The sequence below is a fragment of the Geodermatophilus bullaregiensis genome, from assembly GCF_016907675.1.
Classification (GTDB): domain Bacteria; phylum Actinomycetota; class Actinomycetes; order Mycobacteriales; family Geodermatophilaceae; genus Geodermatophilus; species Geodermatophilus bullaregiensis.
This window is the reverse complement of sequence record NZ_JAFBCJ010000001.1, coordinates 342,793-369,402: the sequence shown is the minus strand read 5'-3', so window position 1 is coordinate 369,402 and position 26,610 is coordinate 342,793. Positions and strand designations below refer to the sequence as shown.

At 72.0% G+C, this 26,610-nt stretch carries 27 protein-coding genes; 16 read left to right on the top strand and 11 right to left on the bottom strand.

The window, feature by feature from the left end:
- Positions 1-1,027: 1,027 nt before the first annotated feature.
- Positions 1,028-1,567: an HU family DNA-binding protein gene (locus JOD57_RS26010; RefSeq protein WP_204690316.1), complete on the top strand. Its 540-nt coding sequence runs from the start codon at positions 1,028-1,030 to the stop codon at positions 1,565-1,567.
- A gap of 684 nt (positions 1,568-2,251) precedes the next feature.
- On the opposite strand, the gene JOD57_RS01630 is transcribed toward JOD57_RS26010, so the two are convergent.
- Complete coding sequence (locus JOD57_RS01630; RefSeq protein ID WP_204690315.1) at positions 2,252-2,497, bottom strand: hypothetical protein; 246 nt, start codon at positions 2,495-2,497, stop codon at positions 2,252-2,254.
- Between the two features lie 884 nt (positions 2,498-3,381).
- Here JOD57_RS01630 and JOD57_RS01625 point away from each other — a divergent pair.
- The 8 genes from JOD57_RS01625 to JOD57_RS26620 all read left to right on the top strand — a co-directional run bounded on the left by JOD57_RS01625 (position 3,382) and on the right by JOD57_RS26620 (position 9,850).
- Positions 3,382-4,902 (top strand): MFS transporter, encoded by a 1,521-nt coding sequence (locus JOD57_RS01625; RefSeq protein ID WP_204690314.1) that lies wholly within the window; start codon positions 3,382-3,384, stop codon positions 4,900-4,902.
- Between the two features lie 212 nt (positions 4,903-5,114).
- Positions 5,115-6,008 carry a LysR family transcriptional regulator gene (locus JOD57_RS01620; protein ID WP_204690313.1) on the top strand — a complete coding sequence of 298 codons (894 nt, stop codon included), beginning with the start codon at positions 5,115-5,117 and terminating at the stop codon, positions 6,006-6,008.
- Between the two features lie 71 nt (positions 6,009-6,079).
- Positions 6,080-6,598, top strand: a complete 519-nt coding sequence (locus JOD57_RS01615) for an isocitrate/isopropylmalate family dehydrogenase (protein ID WP_204690312.1) — start codon at positions 6,080-6,082, stop codon at positions 6,596-6,598.
- A complete protein-coding gene (locus JOD57_RS01610; RefSeq protein ID WP_204690311.1) occupies positions 6,595-6,915 on the top strand; it encodes an isocitrate/isopropylmalate family dehydrogenase in 321 nt (106 codons plus the stop codon). Before JOD57_RS01615 ends, JOD57_RS01610 begins: the two co-directional genes overlap by 4 nt.
- Before the next feature lie 56 nt (positions 6,916-6,971).
- On the top strand, positions 6,972-7,193 hold the full coding sequence (locus JOD57_RS01605; RefSeq protein ID WP_204690310.1) for a hypothetical protein: 222 nt from the start codon (positions 6,972-6,974) through the stop codon (positions 7,191-7,193).
- Entirely contained in the window at positions 7,190-8,356 is a 1,167-nt protein-coding gene (locus JOD57_RS26625) for a mandelate racemase/muconate lactonizing enzyme family protein (protein ID WP_204690309.1), read from the top strand. The genes JOD57_RS01605 and JOD57_RS26625 overlap by 4 nt, the downstream gene beginning before the upstream one ends.
- Before the next feature lie 487 nt (positions 8,357-8,843).
- Positions 8,844-9,560, top strand: a complete 717-nt coding sequence (locus JOD57_RS01595) for an ANTAR domain-containing protein (RefSeq protein WP_307824367.1) — start codon at positions 8,844-8,846, stop codon at positions 9,558-9,560.
- Positions 9,561-9,694: 134 nt separating this feature from the next.
- Positions 9,695-9,850 carry a hypothetical protein gene (locus tag JOD57_RS26620; RefSeq protein WP_307824366.1) on the top strand — a complete coding sequence of 52 codons (156 nt, stop codon included), beginning with the start codon at positions 9,695-9,697 and terminating at the stop codon, positions 9,848-9,850.
- A 43-nt stretch (positions 9,851-9,893) separates the two neighbouring features.
- Here JOD57_RS26620 and JOD57_RS26615 read toward each other — a convergent pair whose 3' ends face one another.
- A complete protein-coding gene (locus JOD57_RS26615; protein ID WP_307824365.1) occupies positions 9,894-10,133 on the bottom strand; it encodes a hypothetical protein in 240 nt (79 codons plus the stop codon).
- 90 nt (positions 10,134-10,223) lie between these two features.
- On the opposite strand from JOD57_RS26615, the gene JOD57_RS26610 reads away from it, so the two are divergent.
- On the top strand, positions 10,224-10,301 hold the full coding sequence (locus tag JOD57_RS26610) for an ANTAR domain-containing protein (RefSeq protein ID WP_307824933.1): 78 nt from the start codon (positions 10,224-10,226) through the stop codon (positions 10,299-10,301).
- 1,076 nt (positions 10,302-11,377) lie between these two features.
- On the opposite strand, the gene JOD57_RS01585 is transcribed toward JOD57_RS26610, so the two are convergent.
- Together JOD57_RS01585 and JOD57_RS01580 are read right to left on the bottom strand one after the other, a co-directional pair.
- The gene (locus tag JOD57_RS01585; protein ID WP_204690307.1) at positions 11,378-14,008 is read right to left on the bottom strand and encodes a M48 family metalloprotease; all 2,631 of its coding nucleotides are present in this window, start codon (positions 14,006-14,008) and stop codon (positions 11,378-11,380) included.
- An 18-nt stretch (positions 14,009-14,026) separates the two neighbouring features.
- Positions 14,027-14,536 carry a hypothetical protein gene (locus JOD57_RS01580; protein ID WP_204690306.1) on the bottom strand — a complete coding sequence of 170 codons (510 nt, stop codon included), beginning with the start codon at positions 14,534-14,536 and terminating at the stop codon, positions 14,027-14,029.
- A 348-nt stretch (positions 14,537-14,884) separates the two neighbouring features.
- Here JOD57_RS01580 and JOD57_RS01575 point away from each other — a divergent pair, with 348 nt between their 5' ends.
- Entirely contained in the window at positions 14,885-15,826 is a 942-nt protein-coding gene (locus tag JOD57_RS01575; protein WP_204690305.1) for a patatin-like phospholipase family protein, read from the top strand.
- Between the two features lie 386 nt (positions 15,827-16,212).
- On the opposite strand, the gene JOD57_RS01570 is transcribed toward JOD57_RS01575, so the two are convergent.
- Positions 16,213-17,832: an IclR family transcriptional regulator gene (locus JOD57_RS01570; RefSeq protein WP_204690304.1), complete on the bottom strand. Its 1,620-nt coding sequence runs from the start codon at positions 17,830-17,832 to the stop codon at positions 16,213-16,215.
- A 122-nt stretch (positions 17,833-17,954) separates the two neighbouring features.
- Between JOD57_RS01570 and JOD57_RS01565 the strand changes: the two genes are divergently transcribed.
- The 4 genes from JOD57_RS01565 to JOD57_RS01550 all read left to right on the top strand — a co-directional run bounded on the left by JOD57_RS01565 (position 17,955) and on the right by JOD57_RS01550 (position 21,731).
- A complete protein-coding gene (locus tag JOD57_RS01565) occupies positions 17,955-19,280 on the top strand; it encodes an MFS transporter (RefSeq protein WP_204690303.1) in 1,326 nt (441 codons plus the stop codon).
- A 12-nt stretch (positions 19,281-19,292) separates the two neighbouring features.
- Positions 19,293-20,276 carry an NAD(P)-dependent oxidoreductase gene (locus tag JOD57_RS01560; RefSeq protein WP_204690302.1) on the top strand — a complete coding sequence of 328 codons (984 nt, stop codon included), beginning with the start codon at positions 19,293-19,295 and terminating at the stop codon, positions 20,274-20,276.
- 42 nt (positions 20,277-20,318) lie between these two features.
- Complete coding sequence (locus tag JOD57_RS01555; RefSeq protein ID WP_204690301.1) at positions 20,319-20,963, top strand: RraA family protein; 645 nt, start codon at positions 20,319-20,321, stop codon at positions 20,961-20,963.
- Between the two features lie 498 nt (positions 20,964-21,461).
- Entirely contained in the window at positions 21,462-21,731 is a 270-nt protein-coding gene (locus JOD57_RS01550) for a hypothetical protein (protein ID WP_204690300.1), read from the top strand.
- A 582-nt stretch (positions 21,732-22,313) separates the two neighbouring features.
- On the opposite strand, the gene JOD57_RS01545 is transcribed toward JOD57_RS01550, so the two are convergent.
- Positions 22,314-22,850: an alpha/beta hydrolase gene (locus JOD57_RS01545; RefSeq protein ID WP_204690299.1), complete on the bottom strand. Its 537-nt coding sequence runs from the start codon at positions 22,848-22,850 to the stop codon at positions 22,314-22,316.
- 19 nt (positions 22,851-22,869) lie between these two features.
- The gene (locus tag JOD57_RS01540; protein WP_204690298.1) at positions 22,870-23,166 is read right to left on the bottom strand and encodes a DUF4287 domain-containing protein; all 297 of its coding nucleotides are present in this window, start codon (positions 23,164-23,166) and stop codon (positions 22,870-22,872) included.
- 99 nt (positions 23,167-23,265) lie between these two features.
- Here JOD57_RS01540 and JOD57_RS01535 point away from each other — a divergent pair, with 99 nt between their 5' ends.
- Positions 23,266-23,406 carry a hypothetical protein gene (locus tag JOD57_RS01535; protein WP_204690297.1) on the top strand — a complete coding sequence of 47 codons (141 nt, stop codon included), beginning with the start codon at positions 23,266-23,268 and terminating at the stop codon, positions 23,404-23,406.
- A 307-nt stretch (positions 23,407-23,713) separates the two neighbouring features.
- Here the strand turns inward: JOD57_RS01535 and JOD57_RS01530 are convergent, their stop codons facing one another.
- From JOD57_RS01530 to JOD57_RS01515, 4 genes are all read right to left on the bottom strand, one after another.
- Complete coding sequence (locus JOD57_RS01530; protein ID WP_204690296.1) at positions 23,714-24,655, bottom strand: quinone oxidoreductase family protein; 942 nt, start codon at positions 24,653-24,655, stop codon at positions 23,714-23,716.
- 296 nt (positions 24,656-24,951) lie between these two features.
- Positions 24,952-25,443 carry an isocitrate lyase/phosphoenolpyruvate mutase family protein gene (locus JOD57_RS26000; protein WP_204690295.1) on the bottom strand — a complete coding sequence of 164 codons (492 nt, stop codon included), beginning with the start codon at positions 25,441-25,443 and terminating at the stop codon, positions 24,952-24,954.
- A 14-nt stretch (positions 25,444-25,457) separates the two neighbouring features.
- Positions 25,458-25,703 carry an isocitrate lyase/phosphoenolpyruvate mutase family protein gene (locus tag JOD57_RS25995; protein ID WP_204690294.1) on the bottom strand — a complete coding sequence of 82 codons (246 nt, stop codon included), beginning with the start codon at positions 25,701-25,703 and terminating at the stop codon, positions 25,458-25,460.
- Between the two features lie 197 nt (positions 25,704-25,900).
- Positions 25,901-26,395 carry a GNAT family N-acetyltransferase gene (locus JOD57_RS01515; protein WP_204690293.1) on the bottom strand — a complete coding sequence of 165 codons (495 nt, stop codon included), beginning with the start codon at positions 26,393-26,395 and terminating at the stop codon, positions 25,901-25,903.
- Positions 26,396-26,610 lie beyond the last annotated feature (215 nt).

Below are 26,610 nucleotides of genomic sequence, written 5' to 3'. Positions count from 1 at the left end.
GCACCCGAGCTGACCGCGGATCAGTGGCGCCCTCCTGACCACCATCATCCCTCCGGCGCGGTTGTCCACCGCGATGCGCCACGGTTCCATACAGCGCTTCACCTGCGCAGATGTACCAAGGCGGACCGTGGTGGATCCGCTTCGCACGTCTGGGATCCATGAAGTTGGCGCCCTTCCTTGGGGGCCCTGTGTTGTCTGGCGCTCCGAGGTCAGTAGTCCAATCCGGAACAGGCGCTGGGCGCTGCGCAGCTCGGCCTTCAGCTCTGCCATCAGCCGCGCAGATCGCCTGAAGCTGCGCGGCGATGCGTGGCTCGGCCGAGCGCAGGAGGCGGATGTCGTCGAGGTCGAGACCCGCAGCTCCGAGGGGAACGCGCGGTCCATCGAGATGTCGCTACCGGGCTCGGGCGTGTCCCGGGGCTCGCCGTAGCGGATCTGGCGCCCCCACTGGTCGGCCATGCGTTCGAAGACGTCAGCCCGCAAGGCCTACGCCGATCAGGCCGGCGACGGTAGGTGAGCCGGCCGGCGCAGGTCACACCCTCGGTGTGACCTCGCCCACCCACGCCGGCGTCCTGCGGTGCACCCATCGGTCCCGGACCGCCCACCACGCGCACCCGGCGCCGATCAGCACCGGCGGCAAGCCCAGTAGCTGCCACCAGGTCACCGCGCCATCCCGTCCTGCCCGCGGTCATGGTGCCGTCGGTGTCGGCCGCTTTCCCCGTGGCGGTCGGCACCGCCTCACGCCGCGGTCGGACGACAGGTCCTCGACCTCGCCGATGCCGGCCGCGGCGCGTGATCCGGCCGGGTGCCGCGTCGCGCCTCGCCTACCGATGCGCCGCGTAGCGGTTGTCCACCGGCGCTCCCGCGGACGTCCGGCGGAGAGACAGTCGTCGACTCGTCACCTGGCACCCGCGCGGCTCTGTGCCGAGCGATGCCCGTCTTGTGCCTGGCGGGTGTTGCGGTTTGGGTGAAGGCGCTGTCCGCTCCACCGGATTGCTCCTTGCGTGCCACAAGATGAAGGAGAGCGCCTGTGAACAAGTCCGACCTCATCGCCAAGATGACCGAGCGGCTCAACGGGGATCGCACGACGGCCGTGGCTGCCGTCAACGGAGTGCTGGAGGAGATCGAGGGCAGCGTCGCCCGCGGTGAGCGGGTGTCGTTGAGCGGGTTCGGGACCTTCGACCGCCGCGAGCGGGCGCCACGTCTGGGACGCAACCCGCGAACCGGGGAGGCGATCCGGGTGGGCGCGTCCGTGATCCCGGTCTTCCGCGCCGGCACCGGGTTCAAGACCATGCTCACCCAAGCCGACGGCGTGGCGATGTCGCCCGGGTCGGCGGCCGCCGAGGGCGGCGTTGCGAAGGCCGCGGACGAGAGATCGCAGGCCACCACATCCGGATCCCCTGTGGGAACGGTCGTGGTTGCCACGGACGCAGCTGCGGACGGCAGGAAGAAGGCCGGCAAGAAGGCAGCCAAGAAGGCACGGGACCAGGCTGCGGAGAAGGGCAGCAAGAGCGCGCGCAAGGCGGCGAAGAAGAAGGCACGAAAGAAGGCGGCCAAGAGTCTTCACTGACTCCAATGGCGCATCCACTGCCGTGGCTCGGCTAGGGCAGCGCATCGGCGGTCGGTGTGGGCCCGTGGCTGCGGGACCGTGTGCCGGTGCATGTTGACGGGGTGCTCCTCTCGATCAGGAGCGGACCTCGAACGGCCCGCGGCGCGGGCGGTCGCCGGTGAGCGTCCGCGTCGTGGCCGCCAGCGGCGGTTGGCTCGCCGACGTCGTCGACGTCGCCGATGCCGCAGTCGAAAGTCCGCCGGTGCCAGCCGACGACCGCGACCCGGCCGAGGGGGCCTGGGCCCGCACCGCGCTCCCCGGCTGGGCCGGGCGCGCACGGTTGGATGGTCGACGACGGCCGCGAGCACGTCTGGACGTGCGTCGAGGCAGCCCGAGCGTTGACCAATCCACCCACTCGCCCAGCAGGGCGGTCAGCCGGCATCGCGTGGTCACGGGCCCGTGTCAACGCTGATGCGGGCTGCGGCCGCCGGAACCCACTCGTGACCTGCATCGAGTCCCTCAGCGGTAGCCGCAGCACGCCAGGTGGCTGCCGCGGTCCCGAGCGGCTGGCCCATCGCTCGATCCCTCGCCAGCTCGTGCACCGCGAGCGCCTACAGCCGCAGCTCAAGCGGTAGGTCCGCCAGCAGGGACCTCCAGTCGTCCTCCACCCATGCGGTCGCGCCCCTGATAGGCGACCCGTGCCGCTCAATCAGTCAGGATCACCCGCACGAGGAGCCGAAGCGGGACCATCGTCTCCGTCTCGGGAGCACTGACGGCCTTCACCATCGATCGGGTCAGCACGCCGGCCGCGACGGCCGCGGCGGCTGCGATTGCCGAGCGGAGCAGACGGTGGCTGCGATTCACGGCGGCCTCCTGGGGGAGGGGTGTGCCCGATTCCTGCTCCGACGGCTGGTTCGCCTCCATGGCGTCACAGGTCCACACGTCGTGCACGCGGTGTGTAACACGTGGTCCTGGGGCTCCCGCAGCGACGACGACGCTCGACCTGGTCCGGGACTGCTGCACGAGCAGGTGAACATCCTTCCAGCGGCGCCTCTCGGCACCACAGATCAGCTGTCACCTGCTCGTGCAGCAGTCCCGTTCGAGTCCTCTCAGCTCTACCCGGGGTGCTCCGGCGCTGTAGGGGACGCCTGCCCCGTGCGCTCGGTCGCGGGAGCTGGCTGCCGAAGCCGCGGAACCGCAACCGGAACCGCAACGCGACTCGGACTCTTACGGACGGTCGCGTATTCCACCGGACGCCGCGCCCCTTGCCACCTGGGCAAATAGGACGCAGGCGAACTTCCATGGACGGGGAGAAGTTGCCTGGGGGTCAGGGGGTCGCAGGTTCAAACCCTGTCAGCCCGACAGAGCAGGTCAGGGGCCGTTCCGGAGGGATCTGGAACGGCCCTGGGCGGCCCTTCGATCAACGCTGTGACCACCATCGTTGCCATCGGCGGCCCGCACCCGGGCCTGACGACTGTGCCGCCCGGTGGCGCCTTCGGCGAGCCGTGCGCCGTGTCCGGCACCGCCCCGGCCTCCATGATCCCCAGCATCGCCTCCCAGAGACCTGGTCGGCGAGCACCAGCAGGACGGCGTCACCTCTGCTGACGCCCTGGGTGGCGAGGTGTCGATCGTGTCGCCGGATGCGGACCGGGCCCCTCGCCGCGAGGCGACGCAAGCCCCTCCCTCGTGTGGTCAGGGCAGGGCTCGGGGGCGGCGCCCAGCGGTCGTGACGCCGATCACTGCTGCTTGCGAAAATACCCCCCGGGGGTATATCTATGGGCACTGATACCGCACGGAAGTAACTGGCATGACCTACGAGCAGCAGGAGTCGTCCCATGTCAGCCGAATCGCCCGACCGGTCGCGGACCTCCGCGGCTTCCCCCGCCGGCCGACGGCTGGGCCTGTCTCTGCTCGTGATCGCCACGGCTCAGCTGATGCTGGTCCTCGACGACAGCATCGCCAACATCGCGCTGCCGAGCATCCAGGCCGATCTGGGTGTCTCCGCGGCCGACCTGCCGTGGGTGATCAACGCCTACGTGCTCGTCTTCGGCGCGCTGCTGCTGTTCGGGGGGCGCGTCGGTGACCTGTTCGGCCGGCGGCGGGTGCTGCGGATCAGCCTCGCTGTCTTCGTCGCCGCGTCGCTGCTCGGCGGCCTCGCGCCGAACACGGGACTGCTGATCGCCGCCCGCGCCCTGCAGGGACTGGGAGCGGCGCTGGCCGCGCCGAACGCGCTGGCACTGATCGTCACCACCTTCCCGATCGGCAAGGCCCGCAACTCCGCGATGGCCGTCTACGGCGCCATGTCCGCGGTCGGCATCGTCGCCGGCGTGCTCCTCGGCGGGGCGCTCACCGGGTTGCTCGACTGGCGGTGGGTGTTCTTCATCAACATCCCCATCGGGCTGGCGGTGCTCGCCGGCACCGGCGCCCTGCCCGCGGGCGGCCGCGGCCGCGGCCGGCTGGACACCTCAGGTGCGGTGAGCGGCACCGGCGCGATGGTCGGGCTGGTCTACGGCATCACCCGCGCCGGCGAGCACGGCTGGACCGACGCGGTGACCCTGGTCGCGTTCGCCGTCGCCGCCGTGCTGCTGGCCGTGTTCCTGGTGCTGCAGGGGCGCACCGCGCAGCCGCTGCTGCCGCTGGGCCTGTTCGCCGACCGCAACCGGGCCGGCTCCTACGCCACGATCCTGTTCATCGGCGCCGGCCTGATGGGCTCGTTCTACCTGCTGGCGCTGTTCCTGCAGCAGGTGCTGCAGTTCGGGGCGTTGACGACCGGCCTGGCCTCCCTGCCCTTCGCCGCCGGCATCATCCTGGCCTCGGGTGTCAGCTCCGAGCTGGTCGAGCGCCTCGCGCCGCGGGTCGTGGCCGCGCCCGGTCTGGTGCTGGCCGCCGGCGGCATGTTCTGGCTGTCGACGCTGACCGTGGACTCCTCCTATGCCGGCCACGTCATGCCGGCGCTGTTCCTCACCTCGTTCGGTCTCGGGCTGGCGTTCGTGCCGCTGACCCTGACCGCCGTGCACCGGGTCGCCGAGGACCGGGCCGGCGTCGCCTCGGCGCTGGTCAACACCGCCCAGCAGATCGGCGCCGCGCTCGGCCTGGCTGTGCTGACCACCGTCTCCACCGCCGCAGCCGACGAGCAGCTGCCCGGTGCCGCCCAGGTGCTGCATCAGGGCCTGGCTGTCGACGATCCCGGCGCCGTGGCCCGGGCCGGCGAGGCGCTGGCGCTGGGTTACACCACCGGCTTCCTCACCGGAGCCGGCCTGCTGCTGGCCGCCGCCGTCCTCGTGGCCGCGACCGTGGCCACCCGGGGCACCCAGCGCGCCGCCGAGACCGCCGACGCGGTCAGGGCCGCCGCCTGACGGCCGGGCACCCGCTCACACTCCACCTGACCACGCGTCGGCTTCCTCGAGGCCAGGCATCGGACACGGCGCCCCCCTCGGGGACTGGGCGCGCGGACGACGCTTCGTGCCGCCCGTCACATCGGCAGCCGCTGAGACCGCCCAAGCGCGCATCGGTCAAGGATCAGGTTGCTGGCAAGGTGATGGGCGTCCCCTGTCAGCGGAGGTGGACCGTGGACACCCGGCAGCTGCGGTACTTCCTCGCCGTGGTCGACGCCGGCAGCGTGCACCGGGCGGCCGAGCAGCTCTACGTCGCCCAGCCCTCGGTCTCCCAGGCGCTGCGGGTGCTGGAGCGGGACCTCGGCAGTCAGCTGTTCCACCGCACCGGACGGCGTCTGGTGCTCACCGCTGCCGGACGGGCACTGATCGGTCCTGCCCGCGAGGTGATGCGCGGACTGGACCTGGCCCGGGCGACCGTGGAGGCCGTCGAGGGACTGCTGGGCGGTGAGTTGATCATCGCGACGATGCCCTCGCAGTCGGTCAGCCCGCTCACCGGCATGATCGCCGCCTTCGCTGGCCGGCATCCGTTGGTGCAGCTCACCGTCCGCGGAGCGAGCACGCCCACCGACGTGCAGGAGATGCTCGCCACCGGCGCCGCCGAACTCGGGTTGGTGGCCACCGCTCCCTCCGCGCCGGCGTCGCCGGAGCTGATGGTCCTGCACCTGGAGACCCAGCGCTTCGCCCTCCTGGCGAAGGACGCGGCGGCGCTGCCGGCCGGGGACCCCGTGCGCCCGGCCGATCTCGCCGGCCGCGCGCTCATCGTCGGCCAGCAGGGGACCGGGATGCGCCGGGTGGCTGACACGGTGCGCCGGCAGACCCCCGACATCCGGTTCGCGGTCGAGGTGGAGCACCGGGAGGCGGTGTTGCCGCTCGTGCTGACAGGGGTCGGGATCGCCATCGTCCCTGACTCGTGGCAGGCACTCGCCCGGTCGGCCGGTGCAGCCGTCCGCGCGCTGGACTGCCCTGACGTCCTTCAGGTGTCTCTGGTGTACCGGTCAGGCCGGCTCAGCCCGGCCGCCGCGGCCTTCCTCGAGCTGACGCAGGCGGTCGGGGACCCGTCCGGCTGATAGGCGCAACCTGTCGAGAGACGAGGATCTACGTCTTGGACCTGCGAGGCGGAGCCCGGTCCACTGGACCCATGACGCGCCACCGCATCGCCCTCGTCCCCGGTGATGGCATCGGCGCCGAGGTGCTGCCTCCCGCTCAGGCGCTGCTCGACGCCGTCGGCCGCCGCCACGGCATGAAGTTCGCCGACGACTCCTTCGACTGGTCCTGCGAGCGGTACCTGGTCGAAGGCGCGATGATGCCCGACGACGGCCTGGACCGGATCCGCCACCACGACGCGGTGCTGTGGGGTGCGGTCGGCTGGCCTGGCGTGCCCGACCACGTGTCCCTGTGGGGGCTGCTCATCCCGATCCGGCGCACCTTTCAGCAGTACGTCGACCTGCGCCCGGTCACAGTGCTCGCCGGCGTACCCAACTCGCTGCGCTCCACCGGCGCGGGGGGCGTCGACCTCGTCGTGGTCCGGGAGAACGTCGAGGGCGAGTACTCCGAGACCGGCGGCCGGCTGGGCCGCGGCACCGCCGACGAACTGGCGGTGCAGGAGGCGGTCTTCACCCCGCACGGGCGTCACCCGCGTCGTCCACCTACGCGGTGACCGGCAGCATCGGCGTCGCGCCGGCGGCCGACCTCGACCCCGAGCGCGAGTTCCCGTCGATGTTCGAGCCGGTCCACGGCTCGGATCCCGACGTCGCCGGGCGGGGCGAGGCCGACCCGCTGGGCGCCATCCGGTCGGCGGTCATGATGCTCGACCACCTGGGACACCCCGACGCCAGCGCCGAGCTGCCCGCCGCCGCCTTCGGCGCGCTGGCCGACGCCGTTGGCACCGCCGACCTCGGCGGAACGGCGGACACCGCCGGCTCCACGCGCGCGGTTCTCGACCGGGCGGGCACCCCGGCCGGCGTGGGCGCATGAGCGGGGGAGCCGGACACCCGGGCGCTGGTCGTCACCGCCGACCGGGGTTGCAGCAGGTGCTCGCCCCGGCCGACGTGGACGACGCCCACCCCAGCCGGAACCTCATCCTCTCGCGTCGTCTCGCTGAGGAGGCCGGTGCACTCATCGGCCACCAGATGCTCGTCGAGACCCTGCGCGACCGCGAGGCTCACGAGTTGCGGGAGACGGTGGAGTGCCTCGCCGCCGAGCGGCCCACCGCAGCGCCCAGATCCCATTCCCGAACGGAGGACGTGCAGTGAGGATCCAGTCAGTCCACGAAGGGGTCGTCCCGATCAGCTCCTCGATCCGCAACGCGTGGATCGACTTCAGCTCGATGGACTGCTCGATCGTGGCGATCGTCAGCGACGTGGTGCGCGACGGGGAGCCGGTGGTCGGCTACGGCTTCAACTCCAACGGCCGCTACAGCGCCGGGGAGATCCTCCGTCGGCGGATCCTGCCGCGGCTCACGGCGGCCGAACCGGAGGCTCTGCTGGACGAGGCCGGGGAACTGGACCCCACCAGGGCCTGGTCGATCATGATGAACAACGAGAAGCCCGGTGGGCACGGTGAGCGTTCCGTCGCCGTCGGCGTCGTCGACATGGCTCTGTTCGACCTGGCCGCGAAGATCGCCGGCCAGCCGTTGTACCGGTACCTGTCGGACCGGTACGGCGACGGGCAGCCCGACGACGAGGTGTTCGTGTACGCCGCCGGCGGCTACTACGCCCCCGGGAAGGGTCTGAGCGACCTGCAGGACGAGATGCGCGCGTTCCTCGACCAGGGCTACCGCGTCGTGAAGATGAAGATCGGCGGCGCGGACCTGTCGGAGGACCTCGAGCGCATCGAGGCCGTCCTGGACGTCCTCGACGGTGATGGCTCCCGGCTGGCGGTCGACGTCAACGGCCGCTTCGACCTGGACACCGCGTTGCGCTACGGCCGCGCGATCGAGCCCTACGGCCTCTTCTGGTACGAGGAGGTCGGCGACCCGCTGGACTACCGACTGAACGCGGTGTTGTCCGAGCACTACAGCGGCTCCATCGCGACGGGCGAGAACCTGTTCTCCGTCCAGGACGCCCGCAACCTCATCCGCTACGGCGGCATGCGCCCGGACCGGGACTACCTGCAGTTCGACCCTGCCCTCAGCTACGGCCTCACCGAGTACCTGCGCACCCAGCAGATGCTCGCCGAGCACGGCTGGTCCTCCCGCCGGTGCATCCCGCACGGCGGCCACCAGTTCTCCCTGCACATCGCCGCCGCCCTCAAGCTCGGCGGTAACGAGTCCTACCCCGGGGAGTTCCAGCCGACCGGCGGCTTCGCCGACGATGCCGTGGTCCGCGACAGTCGAGTCGGACTCACCGAGATCCCGGGCATCGGCTTCGAGGGCAAGAAGGCCTTCCATGCCGTGTTGCGCAGGCTCCACGAGTGACCGAGCCCTGTCCGCGGGTGCTGCCGCGCCTCGCCAGGTGGGGGCGAGGCGCCCGCGGACAGGGCAGCGTGCCGTGGCGAGGTCCCCCGCCGGGGGGGTCGCCGCGCTCGTGCCGCACCGTGCCTGCCGGTCGGATGACGTGGGGCCTGCGCCTTCCGGGTCACCGCATCGTTGCTGGCTGCACCCCGGCGCGGTGACCCGCTCTCGGCGGTGCCCGGCGACCTGGTCACGCCGACGCCACGGATCGCCGACCAGGGCCCCGAAGCCCGGTGAGCATGTGCCTGGTGAGGTCCGACGTCTCACGAGGCGACATCCGCGGGAGGACGTGTCCGTAGGCGGTCCTGCGGTTCTGGCGTTGGGTCCGTGGCGGTCCTGGTCCGTGGCGCGGTGGTGTGCGTGAGCGGTCATGCTGTGCAGCGCGGGCTGACGGAGCTCGCCGTCGGTGTCGTGCGCCGACGGTGGTCGGTCCTGGGAGGGTAGGAGGGCTGTGACGGTCGTCGAGGAGTTCCGGGCGGCGGTCGCCGAGGCGGCGGTCGAGCTGGCCGGTCCGGAGCTGCTGCCCGAGCGGCTGGCGCGGGCGTGTGCCCGGGTGCTGCCGGTCGATGGCGCGGGCATCAGCCTGTTCTTCGCCGAGGACCGGCGGCTGCCGTTGGGTGCCAGTGATCCTGTGGCGGCCACCGCGGAGCGGCTGCAGTTCACCGCGGGTGCGGGGCCGTGTCTGTCCGCGCACGCCGAGGGCCGTGCCCAGGTGGCGGACGAGGCGACCATCCGGTCCCGGTGGCCGGCGTTCTACGACGGGCTGGTGACCCGGACGCCGATCCGCGGGGTCATCTCACTGCCGCTGGAGGACGAGCTGCGCGGCGTCGGGGCGCTGGACCTCTACACGGTCCCACCGGGGGGCGTCACCGCGCTCAGCCTCGCGGACGCGCTGGAGATCGGCGCCGAGGTGACCGCGGTGCTCCGGGCGCACAGCCGGGCGGCTCGTCCGCACAGCGACGGGCCGGTGTGGTTGGACGCACCGGCCGCCGAGCGGCGATCGGTGGTCTGGATGGCCATGGGTGTCCTCAACGCCGCTCTCGACGTCAGCAGCACCGACGCGCTGGCGCTCCTGAGGGCCCACGCCTATGCGCACGGCGAGGACCTCGACGAACTCGCCCGACGCGTGGTCGAACGCGAGATCCCCCTCGACACCCTCGCGGCGTAGCCCTCGGACAGGCGCGGGGACGACCCGGCGCCGACCGTGGGTCCAGATCACGGCGTACCGCGCCAGCACGGACGCCGGATCGGGGTCCGCGGCCGAGTTCACCCGCCCCGGTGCATCAGACCGGAGGCCGTGCCATGGCCAGCAGCCAGGACCCGCAACCGGCGAACGCCGACGAGGCGCTGGAGCGGCTGGCCCGGTTCTCGCCGCGGGAGCTGACGATGGAGGACCTGCTGCAAACGGTGGCCGACCTGACCAAGACGGTGATGCCTGCCACACCGAAACGTCGGTGACCCTGCTGGTCGAGGACCAGCCCAGAACGGCGGTGTAGACCAGTCAGCTGGCTCTGACCTCGACGCGCGCCAGTTCGATCGCGTCCACGGATTCTGCCTGTACGCCGCCCGTACCGGTGAGCTCACCGCGGTCACCGACACCCGGTGGCTGCGCTACCTGCCACGCGCGGTCGAGCGCGGCTGCCTCAGCTCGCTGAGGCTCACGCTGGCCGTCGACGAGGAGCACCAGGTCAGCGGCGCGCTGAACATCTACGCCCGGCAGGCCGACGCCTTCGACGCTCACAGCCGGGCGACGGCCACCCGGTTCGCCCCTACGCCGCGGTCGCGGTCGCGGTCGGAAACCAGCTTTTAGCTCGCGCTCAAGTCGCGTGCAGTGATCGACCAGGCCAAGGGCGTGCTCATCGAGCGCTACGAGCTCACCCCCGACCAGGCCTTCCAGCGGATCGTCTAGGCGTCGACGAACACCAACCGTAGGGTCCGCGACATCGCCGACCACCTCGTGACCACCGGCGAACTCCTCGGCGCGCAGCCCCCGGCGACAGCCGGCACCCCGAGACGGGGCGCGGCGGCTCCTGACGGAGAGCCTCAGCACGTCCCCGACCAGCCGCTGCGTCCTCCAGGGGACTGCCGCGGTCGGGCCCCCGCCACTCCAGATGAGCGGGCGGCGGGGTCGCCTCACGAGGGTGGGGGCTTCCGGGTCCGCGAGGACCGCACCCCGCCTGGGTGGACGACATCACGCCAGCCGTCGTCGTCGATGGGCTCTACCGACCCGGGGTGCCCGTGCTGTACACGCCCGACGGTCGTAGCTGGCCAGTCTACGGTCCGACACCCGCACGCCGAGAGCGGGTGTCGGACTCCTGTTTCGGTGCCGGGTCCACAGCCCCTCTCGACACATCCCAGGCGAGGGAGGAGCTGGCGGTCGAGGCGGTCGCGGTAGGCCTGCAGGGTGTTGGGGGAGAGGTCGGTCAGTCCGGCGTACCAGGCATCGGCCAGCACGGTCACCCGGCTGTCGGCGGTGACTCGCCGCGGGCCTGGATTGGGGTGCGGTCGCGCAAGGCCAGCTTCAGTGCCTGCTCGGCGGCGGTCTTGCTCGCCGCGCGCCGCTCCACGCCCGAACCCGGTCGTCGTAATCCCGGACGAGCACGCGGGCGCGGAAGCCGGTGGCGGTCTTGTAGTAGCGGATGGCGCCGACGGTGCCCAGAGCCAGCGGCGGACGTCCCGTGGCGCCTCACTTCAGCTCCGTTTTCCCCCATCGATTCAGGGTGAACAGGGGTGTGGACGGGTTTGCAACGGCGTGATCGGCTGTGAAAGACCTCTTGGTAAGAGGGCTACATTGGCCACGAAGGAGTAGCAGCGGTGAGGTGCGACCGGCCAATCGCGCTTATTGGTTCGAGTCCAATCCGGGGAGCGACACCGCAGGACCTCCTTGTCGCCCGGTTGTGTTCAGCCATGGTTTTACGTGTGACGCCGACGCCGACTCTGACCGACGGAACTAGCGCTGCTGGGGTTCTCCCGTCGCAGGAGCGATCAGTCGCCCGCTACGTCGGCCGACAGTTGGTTCAATGCCGTCGCCCAGGCGCTGTGCCGCTCGACCGCCTGCTGGTACTCCTCGTCGCTGCGGGTTTTGGCGGCAAGGTCGCCGGTACGCAGATACTCAATGAACGACTCGACGGCTCGCAGCTCCAGTTCCACGGCGGCCACGACGTCCTGGTGGAGAGCGCTGAGCCGAGGATCCTGCGGCGTCTGCCGTCGTACGTCCTCCAGCAGGGACCTCAGGTCCTCGGCCGGCTCCGCGCTGAGTCGATCAGCCATGGCGGCGGACCCCAGCGACCGGTCCGCCGAGATCTGTGCCGCTTGCTCGCTCGCGGCGATCAGACGCTGCTCCGCGTCCGGAGCCACGGAGTCGAGATAGGCCAATACCTCGACGGCCCCCGGGTCGTCCACCCCGAGTTCGACCGGGGTCGCCTCGACGAAGCCCGTGAGCGCGGGATAGGCGGCGGCCGTGCCGACCGCCAGCGCAACGGCCACGATTCCGCCGCCCACCAGCGTCGGCCTGACTCCAGCGGCAGCGCGGTGCCGACTGTCCAGCAGGGCGAGCCCCGCTGTACCAGCCACCAGCGCCAGCCCCATGCCCAGCGGAGGCAGCACGGCCACCGCGGCCATGCCCAGGGACACGTCCACGCCTCGCGCCATCCCGACGGCCAGCAGCCCGGACGCCGACACCAGCGACGCCAGGGGCGCCGCCGACAGCGCCAGCGCCGGTCCGCGACGTGGCACCGCTGCCGTCAGTGCGAGTGCCGCCGCGAGGCCTGCTACGGCGGCGACCCACAGCGAGCCGTAGAAGCGGCGCTCCACATCGCTCGCGTTCCCGGAGGGGAACAGCACGACGAGACCCACGACGGTGAGGGCGCCGACGGCACCGCACAGCAGGGCGACCAAGACGACCGTGGAGCCGAGGCGGCGTCCGTCCCGCGGCCACGGTGGCCGGTTCGTCTGCTCGATCAGCCAGCCGGGAGTGGTACCGGCGCGCCTTCGAAGCGCGAGCAGCAGGGCCACCCCGATCCCCAGCAGCAGAGCGACCACGCCGGGGAGCCGGGCACCGATGGTTCCGGCCACCGTCCCGCTGGCCAGCAACCACCCGCCCAGCGAGTACGACGTCCGTAGGACATCGGCCATCCACAGGACCGTCGCGAAGACGACGCTACCTAGCCCGACGGCGATGAGCCAGGCACTCCGTGGACGGCGGAACACGCAGGCCACGTCCGCCCAGAGCTCACTGACTGCCGCAACGAGCACCGTGGCCCCCAGCCCGAGCGCCGCACTGCTCAGCAGCCAGGCCGGGCGCTCCAGAGACCGTGCGGGCCCCAAGGCGGCTTCGGCCAAGGACGCCAGCTGCCCCAGCACCAACCCGACCGCAACTCCCGACGCAACGGGAAACACACGGACCCGGACGTCGGAGGTGCGCGCGATCAGGGCTTGGCGAGCCAGGGCCAGACCGATGGTGGCCCCCAGCAGCGAACCGACGGCGACATGTGCCAGGGCCACGGCTATTTGGGTCAGGCCGACGGGCGCCAGGAAGGTGATCAGCAGGGTCTTCAGCAGAGGTGCGCTCAGTGCGGTCAGGAAGGCCGCGGCAAGCCCGTCGAGGAAGGGGACGCCGGCGCGCAGCTCGGGCCGCTCCAGCACCGCGGCACGGTCGACCGGATCCGGGTGGTTGGCCAGGGCGCGTCCCCATGCCCTTCGTGTTCCCGGCGCTGGACGGGCGGAGCGCAGGAGGGCCTGCAGAGGAGCCGGCCCACCCGCCGTACCGGCGGCACGCAGGTCCGCGTCGTACTCACGCGACCGCAGGATCGCTCGTGCGATCAGTATCGCCACGCCCGCCAGCAGTGCGGCCCGCACCGCGAACTCGAGCACGAGAGAGATCTCGCCGACAATCAGGCCAATCAACACGGGCGCGGCGAGAAGAGGCACCAGGGCGTAGAGGAGGGAGCGGGACAACCACGCGATCGGCACGTCGTGGTGGGCGATGTGGGCGAGCTCGTGCCGGATCAGCGGGTCGAAACTCGTGGGGTCGCGCCAGCTCGCCGCCACCTTCTTGGGGAGCGCGACGACGTACTGGCCGGGAGCGCCGAAGCTGAAGGCGTCCACTTGGCTCGAGTGGCCTGTGACCAGCCGCGGTGGTGGGTCCAGTCCGGCTTCGGCAGAGAGTTCGATGAATCGCCGGTGCGTCCCCGCTAGTCGGTTAGGACCGACATCCCGCATCCGGCGCCGCCGCCGGAGCGTGGGCGGGATGGCGTAGAGAAGCACCAGACCCCCCGTCCCGGCCAGGAGCAGGCCGCCAGCCGACCACGCTGCCCGGACCCACTCGACGGGACCGGTGCAGGCGGCCAGCTCACGCTGCCGGTCGACACTGTCTTCTAAGCTGGCGGCGTCGGTTGAGACCCCCGCCTCCTGCTCGCACGCGGCGACGGTCCGAACCCACGTGTCACCGACTGGCAGTGCGTTGTGCAGCCACGTGCCCACGAATAGACCGGCGGTCAGCAGAGCAGTCACGAGGAGGAATGACCGGGTCGTCGTGGGTGAGGGGAGGGCCAGGACGTTGATGCGCGGCGCCTCGGGGGGCCGTGCTGTGGTCTGGTCGAACTCGGACGCCGACATGTCGACTCACCTGCCGGATCAGGACGGGACGACGACCCCACCGGCGACCGAGTCGGCGAGCAGGCGAGCTCGGTCTTCGGCGAGGCCCAGGCTGCGGGCTCGCTGCAACGCAACGTCGTGCACCTTCTGCACCTGAGCCTGTGTGAGGGCCAGGGGGGTCTCCGCGGCGGCCCCTGCATCCGATCGAATCCGCAGGATGCGTTGCAACGTCCTGACGATCACCGGCTTCGCGACCTCCCTGGTGGCCTCGGTGACGAGTCCCGCGAGGAACTGCACGACCGGTGTGGCCACTGCCAGCACCACCGGAGTGATCATGGCCGCCTCGAGTCCGAAGCCGACGGCCTCGTCCCGGCGATCCGGGTCCAGGACTCCCTCCGGATCCTCGAAGTACTCCTCGGCCGTCTCGTCGAAGAGGTCGAGTTCGTCGGGCGAGAGGGCACTGACGATTGACACTGCAAACGCCCGCACGAGGTCCTGCTCGTCCGCCGGCGGCAACACGCGGGACGGGTTGCTCGGTAGCGACGTCATCAGTCCTCCGCATCGGGCCGGCACCGACACGCCGACCGGCTGTTGTCGCTAGCGTCGGCGTCACCGGGTGGAGTCCACCAGGTCTTCCGTCACCACCGCGTCACGGAGAAGCCACGCCGCTCTTCGGGCCCGGGATGCTCGATCCACCGCGGTAGCGCCGGGATCCCTCGGTGACCGCCACTGCTCGCATTTGCCTGCCACCCATACGAGTGTCAGACGAGCCATGCCCCTCCACCACTGATTGGGGCGCAACGGTGGAGGAGATGGCGGCCGGCGCTGGCCGCCACCTCCCCGGGAAGCGGCCGGGCACGAGATGGTGGGCACCTCGATGCGGGGGAGGGGTCACCGATGAGAACGGTCGCGATCGCCTGTCAGGGCGGCGGCAGCCACACCGCGTTCACCGGCGGAGCGCTGCAGCGTCTGCTGGCCGACCCCGATCACCGGGTCGTGGGCCTGTCCGGCACCTCGGGTGGCGCGGTCTGCGCTCTGCTGGCCTGGTACGGCCTGCTGACCGGTGGCGCGGCCGAGGCCGGCCGACTGCTGGAGCGCTTCTGGGCAGCCAACGCGGCCACCACGCTGAGCGCGAGGGCGGCGAACGCGTGGCTGGTCGGTCTGGCCCGGCTGGAGGGGCGGGTGTCGCTGCCGACGGTCAGCCCCTACGCCTATCCGGACATCGCCGGCGGCGCCTTCACCGACCTGCTGACCCGTCACGTGGACGTCGATCGGCTGGCCCGGCTGCAGGAGTCCCCGCCGCAGGACCAGCCGCTGCTGCTCGTCGGCGCCGCCGACGTCCTCACCGGCGACTTCCAGGCCTTCTCCAGCCGACGCCGGGAGATCACCGTGAACGCCGTGCTCGCCTCGGCCGCCGTTCCGCTGCTCTTCCGCGCCGTCGAGGAGCAGGGCCGCTACTACTGGGACGGGCTGTTCAGCCAGAACCCGCCGGTGCGCGAGCTGTCCGATGCCCGCCCGGAGGAGCTCTGGGTGATCCGCATCAACCCGCGCAGCCGGGCCACCGTGCCGACGACGGTGGGCGACATCGCCGACCGGCGCAACGAGCTGGCCGGCAACCAGTCGCTGGAGCAGGAGCTCTACCTCATCCGCAAGGTCAACGAGTGGGCCGATCGGCTCGGGGACCCCTATCGGCGCATCGAGATCCGGGAGCTCACGCTCGATCTCGGCGTCGACCTCGACCTGGCCAGCAAGCTGGACCGCCGGCCGGCGTTCATCCGCCAGCTGTTCGACGGGGGGCGCAAGCAGGCAGAGGAGTTCCTGGCCGGGCTGCCCGACTGACGGCCGGGGCCAACGCCTCTGCGGTCCTGCGGAGGCCGCTCGACCTCTCCGCTCGAGCGGATCTCCAGCCGTGCCGATCGAGCCGGGTGAAGAGCGTCTCGTCCCCGAGGCACCCCACCTGCGAGAGGCACGAGATGCGCCTGGCGACTGTCGGCACCTCGGCGGCCGGTGTCCTTCTGTTGTCCGCCTGTACCGAGCCGGCTTCGCCAGTGAGCTCGGAAGCAACCCCCAACACGCCCGCGTGGGCGGTCCATGAGGGGCCGTCGGGGCCGCGATCACCGTCGACGAGACCGTGGCACGCCGTCTGGGCCGGGCGTCCGCCTGGGCGGCGGCGTCGCAAGACTCCGGCTGAGAAGCTGACCAATCGATTCCGCGTGCGAGGCGAATCACAACGAGAGCAGGGCCGTCAACTCCCGGGCTGTCTCACTGAGCATCGTCGTCAGTGAGGGGACGTCGACCTCGTCGACGTGGAAGCGGGGGATCGTGAACGTGAGCGAGCCTGCGACGGCCCCGTCGGCGAAGAACGGCACCGCGAGACCGAATGCGTCGGGGATGCGCTCGCCCTCGGCGCGGGCCCATCCGGTGTCGCGGATCCGCCGAAGGTCTCTCCTGAGTTGTTCCATGGTCGTCGGTGAGCGCGGGGTGAGTGGCTGGAGGGGCTGGTTCTGCACGGTCTCTGCGGGGCAGTGCGCCAGGATCGCCTTACCGGCAGCCCCGGCGTAGAGCGGGATCGGTGATCCGACGCCGAGGCTGTACTCGACGGGTCGGGTGCCGCCGGCCTCGGCCGCCAGGGTCGCGGTGGCGGTCCCGGGGTCGAAGACGGCGAGGCCGACGGTCTCTCCGCTGGCGCGGGCGAGGGCCTGCAGCGCGTCGCCGGCCAGATCGGCGATGTCCCAGGCCGGTCCGATCCGGGCCGCCCACCGCAGCAGGAGCGGGCCGGCCGCCATGCGGCGGCCCGCGGTAGGCACTGCCAGTCCCGACGCCAGTGCCGTGGCCCGTAGTCGGGCGGCTGTCGCCTCGTTGGCGCCCAGGCGTCGGGCCAGCTCCGTGCCGGTCGGGGCGCCGGAAGGCTCGGCGACGAGGATCTCCAGGAGCCGCTGCACCCGCCCGAGAGCAGTGCCGTCGCCACCGGAGGGTCGGGCGGGCCGTTCCGAGCCGACCCTGGGGTGGGCCGCGTCCTCGATGGCATCGGCGGCCTTGCGCACCATCGGGCCGAGGCGTTCGAGGTCGGCGTCGGTGGTGCTGTGGCGGAGCCGGGTGGCTGACACCGCGGCCACCAGGTCCGGTCCGAACCGCAGCGGGGCGGCGACTCCGGCGGCGAGCGGGATGTGCTGGCCCACGCTGATCGCATAGCCGGCCTCCCGGGTGACGCGCAGGTCATCGGCGAGTCGTGCGGTGTCGATGACGGTGTCCTCGCTGTACCGCGCGAGGGGGGGCTGGAGCACGTCGACGCCGACCTCGGACAGGATCGCGCGGCCGGCGGCGCCGGCGTGCAGCGGCAGCTCCATCCCCGGTTCGAGGTGGTATCGGACCGGGCCCGGTTGCTGGCGCAGCAGGGCGATGAACGCGGCACCGGGCCGGGGGCCGTGTACTGCGAGCATGACCGTGGCGTCCGCGGTCTGGCTGAGCTCCTCGATCAAGGGCAGTGCCCCGTGGAGCAGCGGGTGCCGGTCGTGCAGGACCTTCGCGAGGACCCGCAGCCGGGGTCCCACCGAGTAGGTGGCGTTCGCGTCGACGCGCGCGAGTCCGCGCTCGGCCAGGCCCTGCAGGATCCGGTTCACCGTGCTGCGGCTGGCAGCGACGGCGTCGGCCAGCTCGCGCACGCCCCATCCGTCGCCGATCGGGCGGGTGATGAGGGCGTCCAGGACGGCGATGATCCGATCGTTGCCGGCAACCGCGCCGTCGGCGTGCTCCTGTGCGCTCACGCGATCGTCGTCCTCCCTGCTCCGCTTCGGCCGTGCAGCAAGCGGCCTGACCCGGACGAGCCTAGGCGTCCGGATGATCACCAGGGACGGCCTCGGCTCTGCATGGGGTCTTGACACCGCTGTGGCGCTCCTTACACACTCGACCTCATCAGATAGGACAGTGTCCCAAAATATAAGGTCCTACAGTTCGCGAGGGAACCGTCATGTCAGCGACCGATCTCACGTCCGCCCCACCGGTGACGCCGGAGCGGCGGGCGAAGGCGAAGAAGGCGACCGGTGTCGCCGTCTTCGGCACGTTCATCGAGTACTACGACTTCAGCGTCTACGGCTACGTGGCCGCGACGCTGGCCGTCGTCTTCTTCCCCAGCGACGATCCGGCGATCGGCTTGCTCAACACCCTGCTGGTGTTCGGCTCGGCTTTCCTGGTCCGGCCGCTGGGAGCCATGTTCTTCGGCTGGCTCGGTGACCGACACGGGCGGCGGACCAGCCTGATCGCCAGCATCATCTTGATGGGTGCCGCGGCCGGGCTGACCGGGCTGCTGCCCGGCTACGCCCAGATCGGCGTCCTCGCGCCCATCCTGCTGATCGTCCTGCGGATGATGCAGGGCTTCTCCACCGGCGGAGAGATCGGCGGAGCCGCCAGCTACATCCGCGAGTGGGCGTCTCCCGACCGGCGGCCGCTCTACATCTCCTTCGTTCCGAGCTTCGGCAACCTGGGCAAGGGCGCGGCAGCCGGCGTCGCCGCCATCGTCGCGTTGCTGCTGCCGGGTCCGGCCATGGAGTCCTGGGGCTGGCGGATCCCGTTCCTGCTCGCCATCCCGCTCGCCGCGCTGGTGCTGTACCTGCGGCTGCAGGTCGAGGACAGCCCGGAGTACGTCGCCAGCAAGGCTGAGCACCGCACCACCGAGAAGCCCATCGCCGAGGTGTTCCGGAGCTACCGGGCCCCGCTGGCGAAGGTCATCTCCATCTCGCTGGTGCAGAACATCGGCACCTACGTCGGCACCGTGTTCGTCGCGGTCTACTTCTCCAACGTCCTGGGCTTCTCCAAGGCCGCCGCCTCGACGATCGTGCTGGTCGCCGTCCTGCTCGCCGCCGTGCTGATCCCGGTGTGCGGACTGCTGGGCACGCGCATCGGCGCGAAGCGGCTGCTGACCTACTCCTACCTGGCCTACCTCGTCATCACGATCCCGTCGTTCTGGCTGATGAACCAGCACTCGGTCGGTCTGGCGATGCTCGGCCTCGCGCTCGGCATGATCCCCTACGCGCTGTGCCAGGCCGGCACCTACTCGATCATCCCCGAGTTCTACCCGGTCAAGGTCCGGCACACCGGGGTCGCGTTCGGGCACAGCGTCGGTGCCGTGGTCGGCGGGGGAGGTGGCCCGTACCTGGCCACCTGGCTGAGCGACGCGACGGGCAGCACCTTCATCCCCGCCTACATCCTCGTCCTCGCCGGCGCCCTGGGCCTGGCCGTGATCTCACTGGCCGTCCGCCGCAACACCGCCCCCGCCGCCAGCCACCTCTACCGCTGACGAGGACCCACCATGACCACCATCTACGTCTCCGACCCCGTCCACGACGACGTGCTCACCGAACTCCGCGACCTCGGTGAGATCCACCTCGGCTACGGTCCGGCCGCCGTCACCTACCAGCAGGTCCAGCACACCGTCGAGGCGGTGCTCCTGCGCGGCGAGGTCTTCGACCGCGACAAGATCATCAACTCGCCTCGGCTGAAGATCATCGCCCGGCACGGGGTCGGCTACGACAACGTCGACCTCGACGCCGCCTCCGACGCCGACGTCTGGGTCACCATCACGCCGGGCCGCAACAGCCGCGCCGTCGCCGAGCACGTCTTCGCCCTCACCCTCGCCCTCGCCCGGAGGATCCCGACCGCGGCCGGGCAGACCCGCGCCGGCCGCTGGTCCGAGGGCAAGGCCGACCTGACCGGCTTCGAGCTGCACGGCCGGACGCTGGGTCTGCTGGGCCTGGGCAGCATCGGGTCGCTGGTCCTGCAGATCGCCCGTGGGTTCGGCATGCAGGTCCTGGTCACCGACCCGGTCCTGGACAGCGCGCAGGTCGCCGCACTGGGCGCCCGCAAGGTCGAGTTCGACGACCTGATCGCCGGATCCGACGTGCTCAGCCTGCACGTGCCGCTGACCGACACGACCCGGCACGTCGTCGGCGCCGCGGCACTGGCCGCGCTCCGCCCAGGCGCCGTGCTGGTCAACACGTCACGCGGCGGGCTCGTCGACGAAGCGGCGCTGGTCGCCGCCCTGCGCAGCGGCCACCTCGCGGGAGCGGCACTCGACGTCCTCGAGGCCGAGGCCGTCGACATGAAGAACCCCCTGTCGCACACCACCGTGCCGATCGCCGCCCTGGGCAACCTCATCGTCACCCCGCACGTGGCCGGCCAGACCGAGGAGTCCCTCCGCGAGGTCGGCCGCGCCGCGCTCGCCTGCATCCGCCAGGCACTCGCCGGCGACGTCCCCGACAACCACCTCAACACCGTGCGCGTGCCCGCCGCCTGAAGCGCGCACGGCACTCACCCGACGCGGACCGGAGGAACCCCGATGTTCATCGACGCCCCCACCGACAGCCTCACCCTCGCCGACCCCTGGGAGCGGCTCGCTCCCGAACTGCTCGACCGCTTCGCCAAGGCGCCCGCAGCCAACATCGGCGACGTCTTCGACCGGCTGCTCGTCATGGACGGCGGCATCCGGCCGTTCACCAGCACGACCCGGCTCGTCGGCACCGCCCTGCCGATCCTCACCCGCGCCGGCGACAACCTCGCCATCCACCGCGCCCTCGACGACGCCCGGCGCGGCGACGTGCTGGTGATCAATGGGCAGGGCGACCTCAGCCGCGCCCTGATCGGTGACCTGATCGGCGAGATCATGGTCTCCAAGGGCGTGGTCGGCGCCGTCATCGACGGCGCTGTCCGGGACGCGGAGACCCTGGCCGCTCAGGGCCTGGTCGTCTTCGCCCGTGCGGCGACACCCGCCGGCCCGTTCAAGAACGGCCCGGGCGTGATCGGCTCGCCCGTCGCGGTCGGCGGGGTCGTCGTCTCTCCGGGCGACCTGATCGTCACCGACCCCGACGGTGTCGTGGTCGTACCCCACGACCGGGCCGACTGGGCTGCCGATCGGGTGGACCGCGTCATCGAGAATGAGGAGGTCCTTCGCCGCCGCATCCTGGCCGCCCGCGGACGAGCCTGACGCTCAAGAGTCCTGCGCGGGCGCCGGAGTGCCCGACGAGACCGCACCTGCCCGGACCGAGCCCCGCTGTCCGACATCCGCACGGCGACACGTCGCCCCACGACCCGGCGGCACCGCAGCCTCGATCCCACGTCCTGCGCGGGAACGCCATGTTCATCGAGGTGCTGGCCGCCGACCGTGGTGAGACCGCCGTCCGGACGTCCCCGCGCCGCCTACGAGCTGGGCGCGGGGACGGTAGCGGCGTCTCCGCGGGAGTACCGCACCCCGGTGCACCGGCTGGAGGCCGACGAGAGCTACCGGATCGGCGAGGTCGGGCACCCGGTCCAGGCCTCCCCGCACGCTGGCGTGGCGACCACCGCACGTCGTACGGTTCGTCCGTGGCAGTTGAGCAGATTCCCTGCGGGCCCGCCGGCTCCTGACTTTCGGCCGGCGGGTCCGAGGCTCGGCCGTCGAGAGCACCCCGCCGACCTCGAGCCGCCTGGGCTCGTCGAGGACGCCATGTCCCCCCTCCCGCTGTCACCCGTCAAGCTGCACGTCACCGTCGAGGACCTGGCCTGCGTCCAGCGGGTGCTCACCCTGCTGACCGGTCGCGCGTACTCACTCACTCGCTTCCAGGCCGAGGAGGCCGGCGCCGGGCGCTGGCGCCTGAGCATCGACACCATGGCCGACGCCGACGGCGCCGAGTTGCTGGAGGCGCGGCTGCTGCGCCTGCCGAGTGTGCTCACCGTCGACCTCCACCGCAGCGCCGCCCTCGCCGTCGCCGGCTGACCGCAGGACGTCGGTCGGGCGGATGCCGGCGCACGGGTGGGGTCTTTCCCCGGCCCTCCCGGGCTGGCCGGAGTCGTCGGCGTGAGCACCGTCGCTCCCCGCCCCGTCCACGACGCCGTTCCTGGTCGACCGGCACCGCGACGTCAGCGGAGATCGCACACCGCGATGCGGCTCGGGCGGGCACCCGGCTGGCTCGTTCGACGTCCCTGGCGGCGCTGCCCGAAGAGGAGCGGACCCGGTCGAGCGTGGCCCTGTCGCCCGCCGACGCGGGTGCGATTCCGCTGGCCGATAGCCCTGGTCCCTGGATCGGACCGGTCCGCGTCGTGGGCGCCGGACATGGCGATCGGCATCGTCGCAGCGCCGCGCGGACCCGGTCGCCGTCGGATCGGGCGGTCCGCACGAGCAGGATGACGACACGGCGCCGACACGCCCGATCGCGTGGCAGAAGTACAGCAACGGGTACAGCGACGCCGTCCGCATGGCAGCGGATCGGGGCGGACGACGGCGGACACCATGAAGCCGTCGACCTGCGAGGAAGGCACCATCGCAGACGGCGACGACCTCCTCAGACGCAACTGGAGGTCAAGGGGTCGCAGGGTCGAACCCTGTCGGCCGCGAGTCCCGCAGGCCCTCGAGCACCTCGAGCGGAATGTCCTTCATGTAGTGCGAGACGGCTCCGGGAGCGTCGCCCGCGTCTAGCAGCCGGTACAGCTCCGCGGTCCACTCCTCGACGCCTCCTGCGGCGGGGTCGAGCGGCGCCTCGAACAGGACGAGCCGGTCGACCGGCAGGCCCTCGACCGCGGCCCGGAGCGCGATGGCGCCGCCGGAGGAGTGGCCGCACAGCACCGCCCGGCCTCTGGCGACGTCGATCAGGGCGCGCACGGCGGCCAGCTCGTCGGTCAGGTCCACCCGGCCTTCGCGGAAGCTGTCCGCCCGGCCCACGCGATCGTGGACGACCGTCATGAACCCCCGCTGGGCGAGGAGCTCGGCGGTCTCGGTCGTCTGCGGGTCGATGGCGCGGAACGGCCCGGCCCCGGCGACGAAGACCACGGCGGGACCCTCGCCCCGCCGGACGTAGCCGATCGTGTCGCCGCGGGACGTGGTGACGCACTCGGTCACGGATGCCGCTCCTCCGGGATCATCGAGCGTCGCCCGCCCGGGCGGCAATGCCGTCCAGCCGCAGCACCGCGGACTCGTCGCGGTGGGAGCCCGTCGACCCGACGTGGGCGCCGCCGATCGCCGGGCCCTTGGTGATGACGTGGACGAGCGCCATGCCGTGCCCCCGGCCCAGGCCGTGGTCCTCCTTCAGCCAGTCGAGGATCGGGCCGGCACTGGTGCCGGGGCCGAAGCCACGCGCCGTGGCGAGATCGACGAGCTCCTGCGGGGTCCTGCCGGTCTTCTGCTCGGCTGCGTCGAGGTAGGCCTGGAACGACATGATCCGCCTCCGGGATCTCCGTGGGGTCCGTGTGCACGCTAGGACCGCGTGTCCTCACTGGACTCATCGGTGAACCGGCCGGGGTCTGACCCCCATCGGGTGCCACACCATCCTCGTCCCCAGGTACGGCGTCATGCGTATGAGCCGGCGCCGGACGCGCTCCCGGTACTGCGCGGCTACGCCTACGCGGCCGGCCGGGCGGCCGACGACGTCGCCATCGCCCTGGTCGAGCGGCCCTGACCGCCCCGACCTCCGGAGTCGACCGGACGTCATCCGCCATGTGGCCGGCTGCCGTCTGTGTCCCTGCACTGCTCACTCAGGGCACCGTTCGTCACTGCCACGGCGGTCCCGCCGGCGGTCACTCGTCGACGCGCTACGGGACCGGCGCGCATCGGCGTCACCGTGCACGCCCAGCCAGACCGGTGATCCACCGCACGTGCGTCACACCGCGGGCTGCGTCGAGAAGGGCTCGGACGTCGACCGAGTCCGTGCGAGGCGGTGTGTGCAGGCACCGGCGGACTGCCGGCGTGCCGTGCGCGGCACCCGCTCAGCGGAGGTGCGGCTCGAGGACGAGCTTCCCGCCCGGGTGCTGGCTCATCAGCAGTTCGGTGGCCTCGAGGGCGTCGGCGAGTGGAAAGGTCCGGGCGACGGGGACGACGAGCCGCCCCTCACCGGCCAACCGCACCAGGTCGGCTCGCACGGAGTCGCGGTAGGCCTGGCTGGCCGGCATCGATCCGGCGATCGCGGTGAAGCTCTCGGCCTTGGCCCGCTCGGCCGCGGCGATGGTGACGACCCGGTCGCGGTCGGCCACCAGCGCGAGCGAGACGTCGACCGCCTCGTCGGTGCCCACACAGTCCAGTGCAGCCACCACTCCCTGCGGCGCCGCCTCGCGCACCCGCTCCTCGAGCCCGTCGCCGTACCTGACCGGCACCCCGCCGTACCGGGTCACCACGTCGAACCTGGCCTCACTCGCCGTCCCGATCACCCGGGCCCCCCGCAGCGCAGCCTGCTGGAGCACGCTGACCCCGACCGACCCCGAGGCACCGTGCACCAGGATCGTGTCGCCCTGGCCGACGTCGGTCACGTGCAGCATCTCCGAGGCGGTGCACCCGGCGAGCAGCAGGTTGGCGGCCTCGCCGAACGACAGCGACGAGGGCTTGGCGAACACGTCCCGCGCCGCCACGGTCACCTCGGTCGCCCATCCGCCGCTGATCCGGAACGCCAGGACCTCGTCGCCCACGGCCACCGGCCCCGACCCGATCCCGGTGTCCTCGCCGACCGCGCTCACCACGCCGGCGACCTCGTAGCCGATCGCCTTCGGGAAGCCGGCCGGGTCGCCACGGGCCACGTGCTTGGCGTCGGCGGGGTTCATGCCGGCCGCCCGGACCGCGATCGTGACCTCCCCGTGCCGCGGCGGAGGCACGTCGTACTCCTCGAACGAGAAGACGTCCAGGCCCCCGGGGCGGGTCGCGACCCAGTGCTGTGCCATCCCTCGAACCTAGCGATCTCGGGGTTGCTGGACACCGGGAGAGTCTCGAGCTCCCGGACCGCGTCCGCTTCGGACGCGGATCGTGCGGTCCTGGACGTGGTTCGTCGGTGGTGGTCGAGGCGGCCCGGAGTGTCAGTGGTGCGGATGACCCGTCGGCCGCACGCAGTGGTCGTCGGAGCCGGACGTCCTCGTGACCACGACCGGAGGCGAGAACCCTCGAGGCCTCCTGCGCGAACTGCGGATCCACCCGAGGGGATCACCGGGATCGCCGACGAGCGTGGCCCGGTCCGGGGAGGTCAGTCCGCGGAGAGCCCGTCGACCTCGGCGCAGGACACCACGGCCGGGGCCACCTCGCCGTCGCTCACGGCGATCGCCGTCTGCAGGCACTGCTGCAGAGCAGCCCGGCACAGCAGTGGTCCCGTGGAGACGCGCCGTACGCCGACCTCCGCCAGCGCCGGGACCGGATGACGGGTGGAGGCGAGTGCGTGGACCGGGGCCGGGACCTCGGCGCAGATCGTCGCGAGGTCCTCGAGTCCGAGGTCGCCCGGCACGAAGACACCGTCGGCGCCTGCCTCCACGTACCCCAGCGCGCGGGTCACCGTCTCGCGCACGGTGGCGCGCTGTCCCAGCCAACAGGTGTCGACGCGCGCGTCGACGAACAGGTCCGGGCACTCCTCCTTGACGGCGGCCACCTCCGCCGCGTGCAGTGCGGCTTCGACCAGCGCTCCGCGGGAGCTGTCCTCCAGGTCGATCCCGGCGACGCCCAGCTCCGCCGCGTAGCCGGCCACGTCGCTCGGCTGCTTCAGTAGCCGTCCTCGATGTCCACGGAGATCGGGCACGGCAGTCGTCGTGACGAGGCGGCCAGGCTCCGCGTCGCCTCTCGAGCGGCTCCACCCGCGTCGGGGACCCCGCGGGCGGCCGCGACACCGAGACTCGTGGTCCCGATGGCGGGGAACCCGGCGCGCAGCAGGACCACGGCCGATGCGTGGTCCCACGCATCGGGCAGGATCAGGGGCGCATCGCGGTGGTGCAGGTCCAGGAACCCCATGGGGTCATCGTCGTCCGCCGATCCTCAGGTGCGGAGCGCGCCGGCGAGGCAGACCCCCCGCGCAGTGCGGTCCGCTGGTCGGCGCCCCGAGCGCCGGGCGAGCAGCCCTCGAAGGCGCGGTCCTCGCACAGGCCGGACGCGGACGCGGTGGCGCCGGTGTCGGGGTGCGCAGGCGGGACACGGCGGGTCTGCTCGGGTCAGGCGGCGGCGGCCACCGGTGCCCTGGTCAGTGGACTCTGCACGGCGTAGACGCCGTGGGCAGGCGTGAGGACCGCGCCGGGGAGCAGTCGACGCACCAGTCCGACCATGCGGCCGTTGTCGGCTTGGACGTCGGCCGTGAGCGTGCGCACGCCGCGCCTGGCGGCCAGTTCGGCGAGCTCGGCGAGCAGGTGGCGGCCGACGCCGACGCCCTGCCAGGCGTCCTCGACGACCACGGCGACGTCGGCGGTGGCGGGGTCGACGGGGGAGCGGTCGTAGCGCGCGACCCCGACCACCTCGCCGCCGACGACCGCGACGAGCGCCTCCCGCAGGTCGTGGTCGACCTCGACGAGCCGGCGTGCGTCGGCCGGCGGGTGGCGCAGCGGCGCGTGGAAGCGCCGGTAGACCGTCTCGGGGGAGAGCCGGTCCCACAGCCGGCAGAAGAGCGGGCCGTCGTCCGGTCGTACCGGCCTGGTGTCCACGGGGATGTCCATCCCGACCTCCTGGGTTTGATTGGTGAACCCTGCTCCTCCACGTCGAGTTCGTCAAGTGAACTCAGCATGCTGCGCCGGCTCCACGAGCGACGGCCCGTGGGACCGGTCACGGTGCTCGGTCGCGGGCACGCCGGCCGTCGTCGGCGAGGAGTGGAGCCTGCCCGTGCTGCGGGAGGCGTCTCCCGGCGTGCGCCGGTTCGCCGACCTCCAGCGGG

Coding starts and splice junctions, on each gene's coding strand:
- JOD57_RS25995 (WP_204690294.1), bottom strand. CDS start 25,703: ATGGGGTTCCTGGACCTGCACCACCGCGATGCGCCCCTGATCCTGCCC.
- JOD57_RS01560 (WP_204690302.1), top strand. CDS start 19,293: ATGACCACCATCTACGTCTCCGACCCCGTCCACGACGACGTGCTCACC.
- JOD57_RS01550 (WP_204690300.1), top strand. CDS start 21,462: ATGTCCCCCCTCCCGCTGTCACCCGTCAAGCTGCACGTCACCGTCGAG.
- JOD57_RS01615 (WP_204690312.1), top strand. CDS start 6,080: ATGACGCGCCACCGCATCGCCCTCGTCCCCGGTGATGGCATCGGCGCC.
- JOD57_RS01540 (WP_204690298.1), bottom strand. CDS start 23,166: ATGTCGTTCCAGGCCTACCTCGACGCAGCCGAGCAGAAGACCGGCAGG.
- JOD57_RS01575 (WP_204690305.1), top strand. CDS start 14,885: ATGAGAACGGTCGCGATCGCCTGTCAGGGCGGCGGCAGCCACACCGCG.
- JOD57_RS01530 (WP_204690296.1), bottom strand. CDS start 24,655: ATGGCACAGCACTGGGTCGCGACCCGCCCCGGGGGCCTGGACGTCTTC.
- JOD57_RS01625 (WP_204690314.1), top strand. CDS start 3,382: ATGTCAGCCGAATCGCCCGACCGGTCGCGGACCTCCGCGGCTTCCCCC.
- JOD57_RS01585 (WP_204690307.1), bottom strand. CDS start 14,008: ATGTCGGCGTCCGAGTTCGACCAGACCACAGCACGGCCCCCCGAGGCG.
- JOD57_RS26620 (WP_307824366.1), top strand. CDS start 9,695: ATGGCCAGCAGCCAGGACCCGCAACCGGCGAACGCCGACGAGGCGCTG.
- JOD57_RS01515 (WP_204690293.1), bottom strand. CDS start 26,395: ATGGACATCCCCGTGGACACCAGGCCGGTACGACCGGACGACGGCCCG.
- JOD57_RS01565 (WP_204690303.1), top strand. CDS start 17,955: ATGTCAGCGACCGATCTCACGTCCGCCCCACCGGTGACGCCGGAGCGG.
- JOD57_RS01555 (WP_204690301.1), top strand. CDS start 20,319: ATGTTCATCGACGCCCCCACCGACAGCCTCACCCTCGCCGACCCCTGG.
- JOD57_RS01580 (WP_204690306.1), bottom strand. CDS start 14,536: ATGACGTCGCTACCGAGCAACCCGTCCCGCGTGTTGCCGCCGGCGGAC.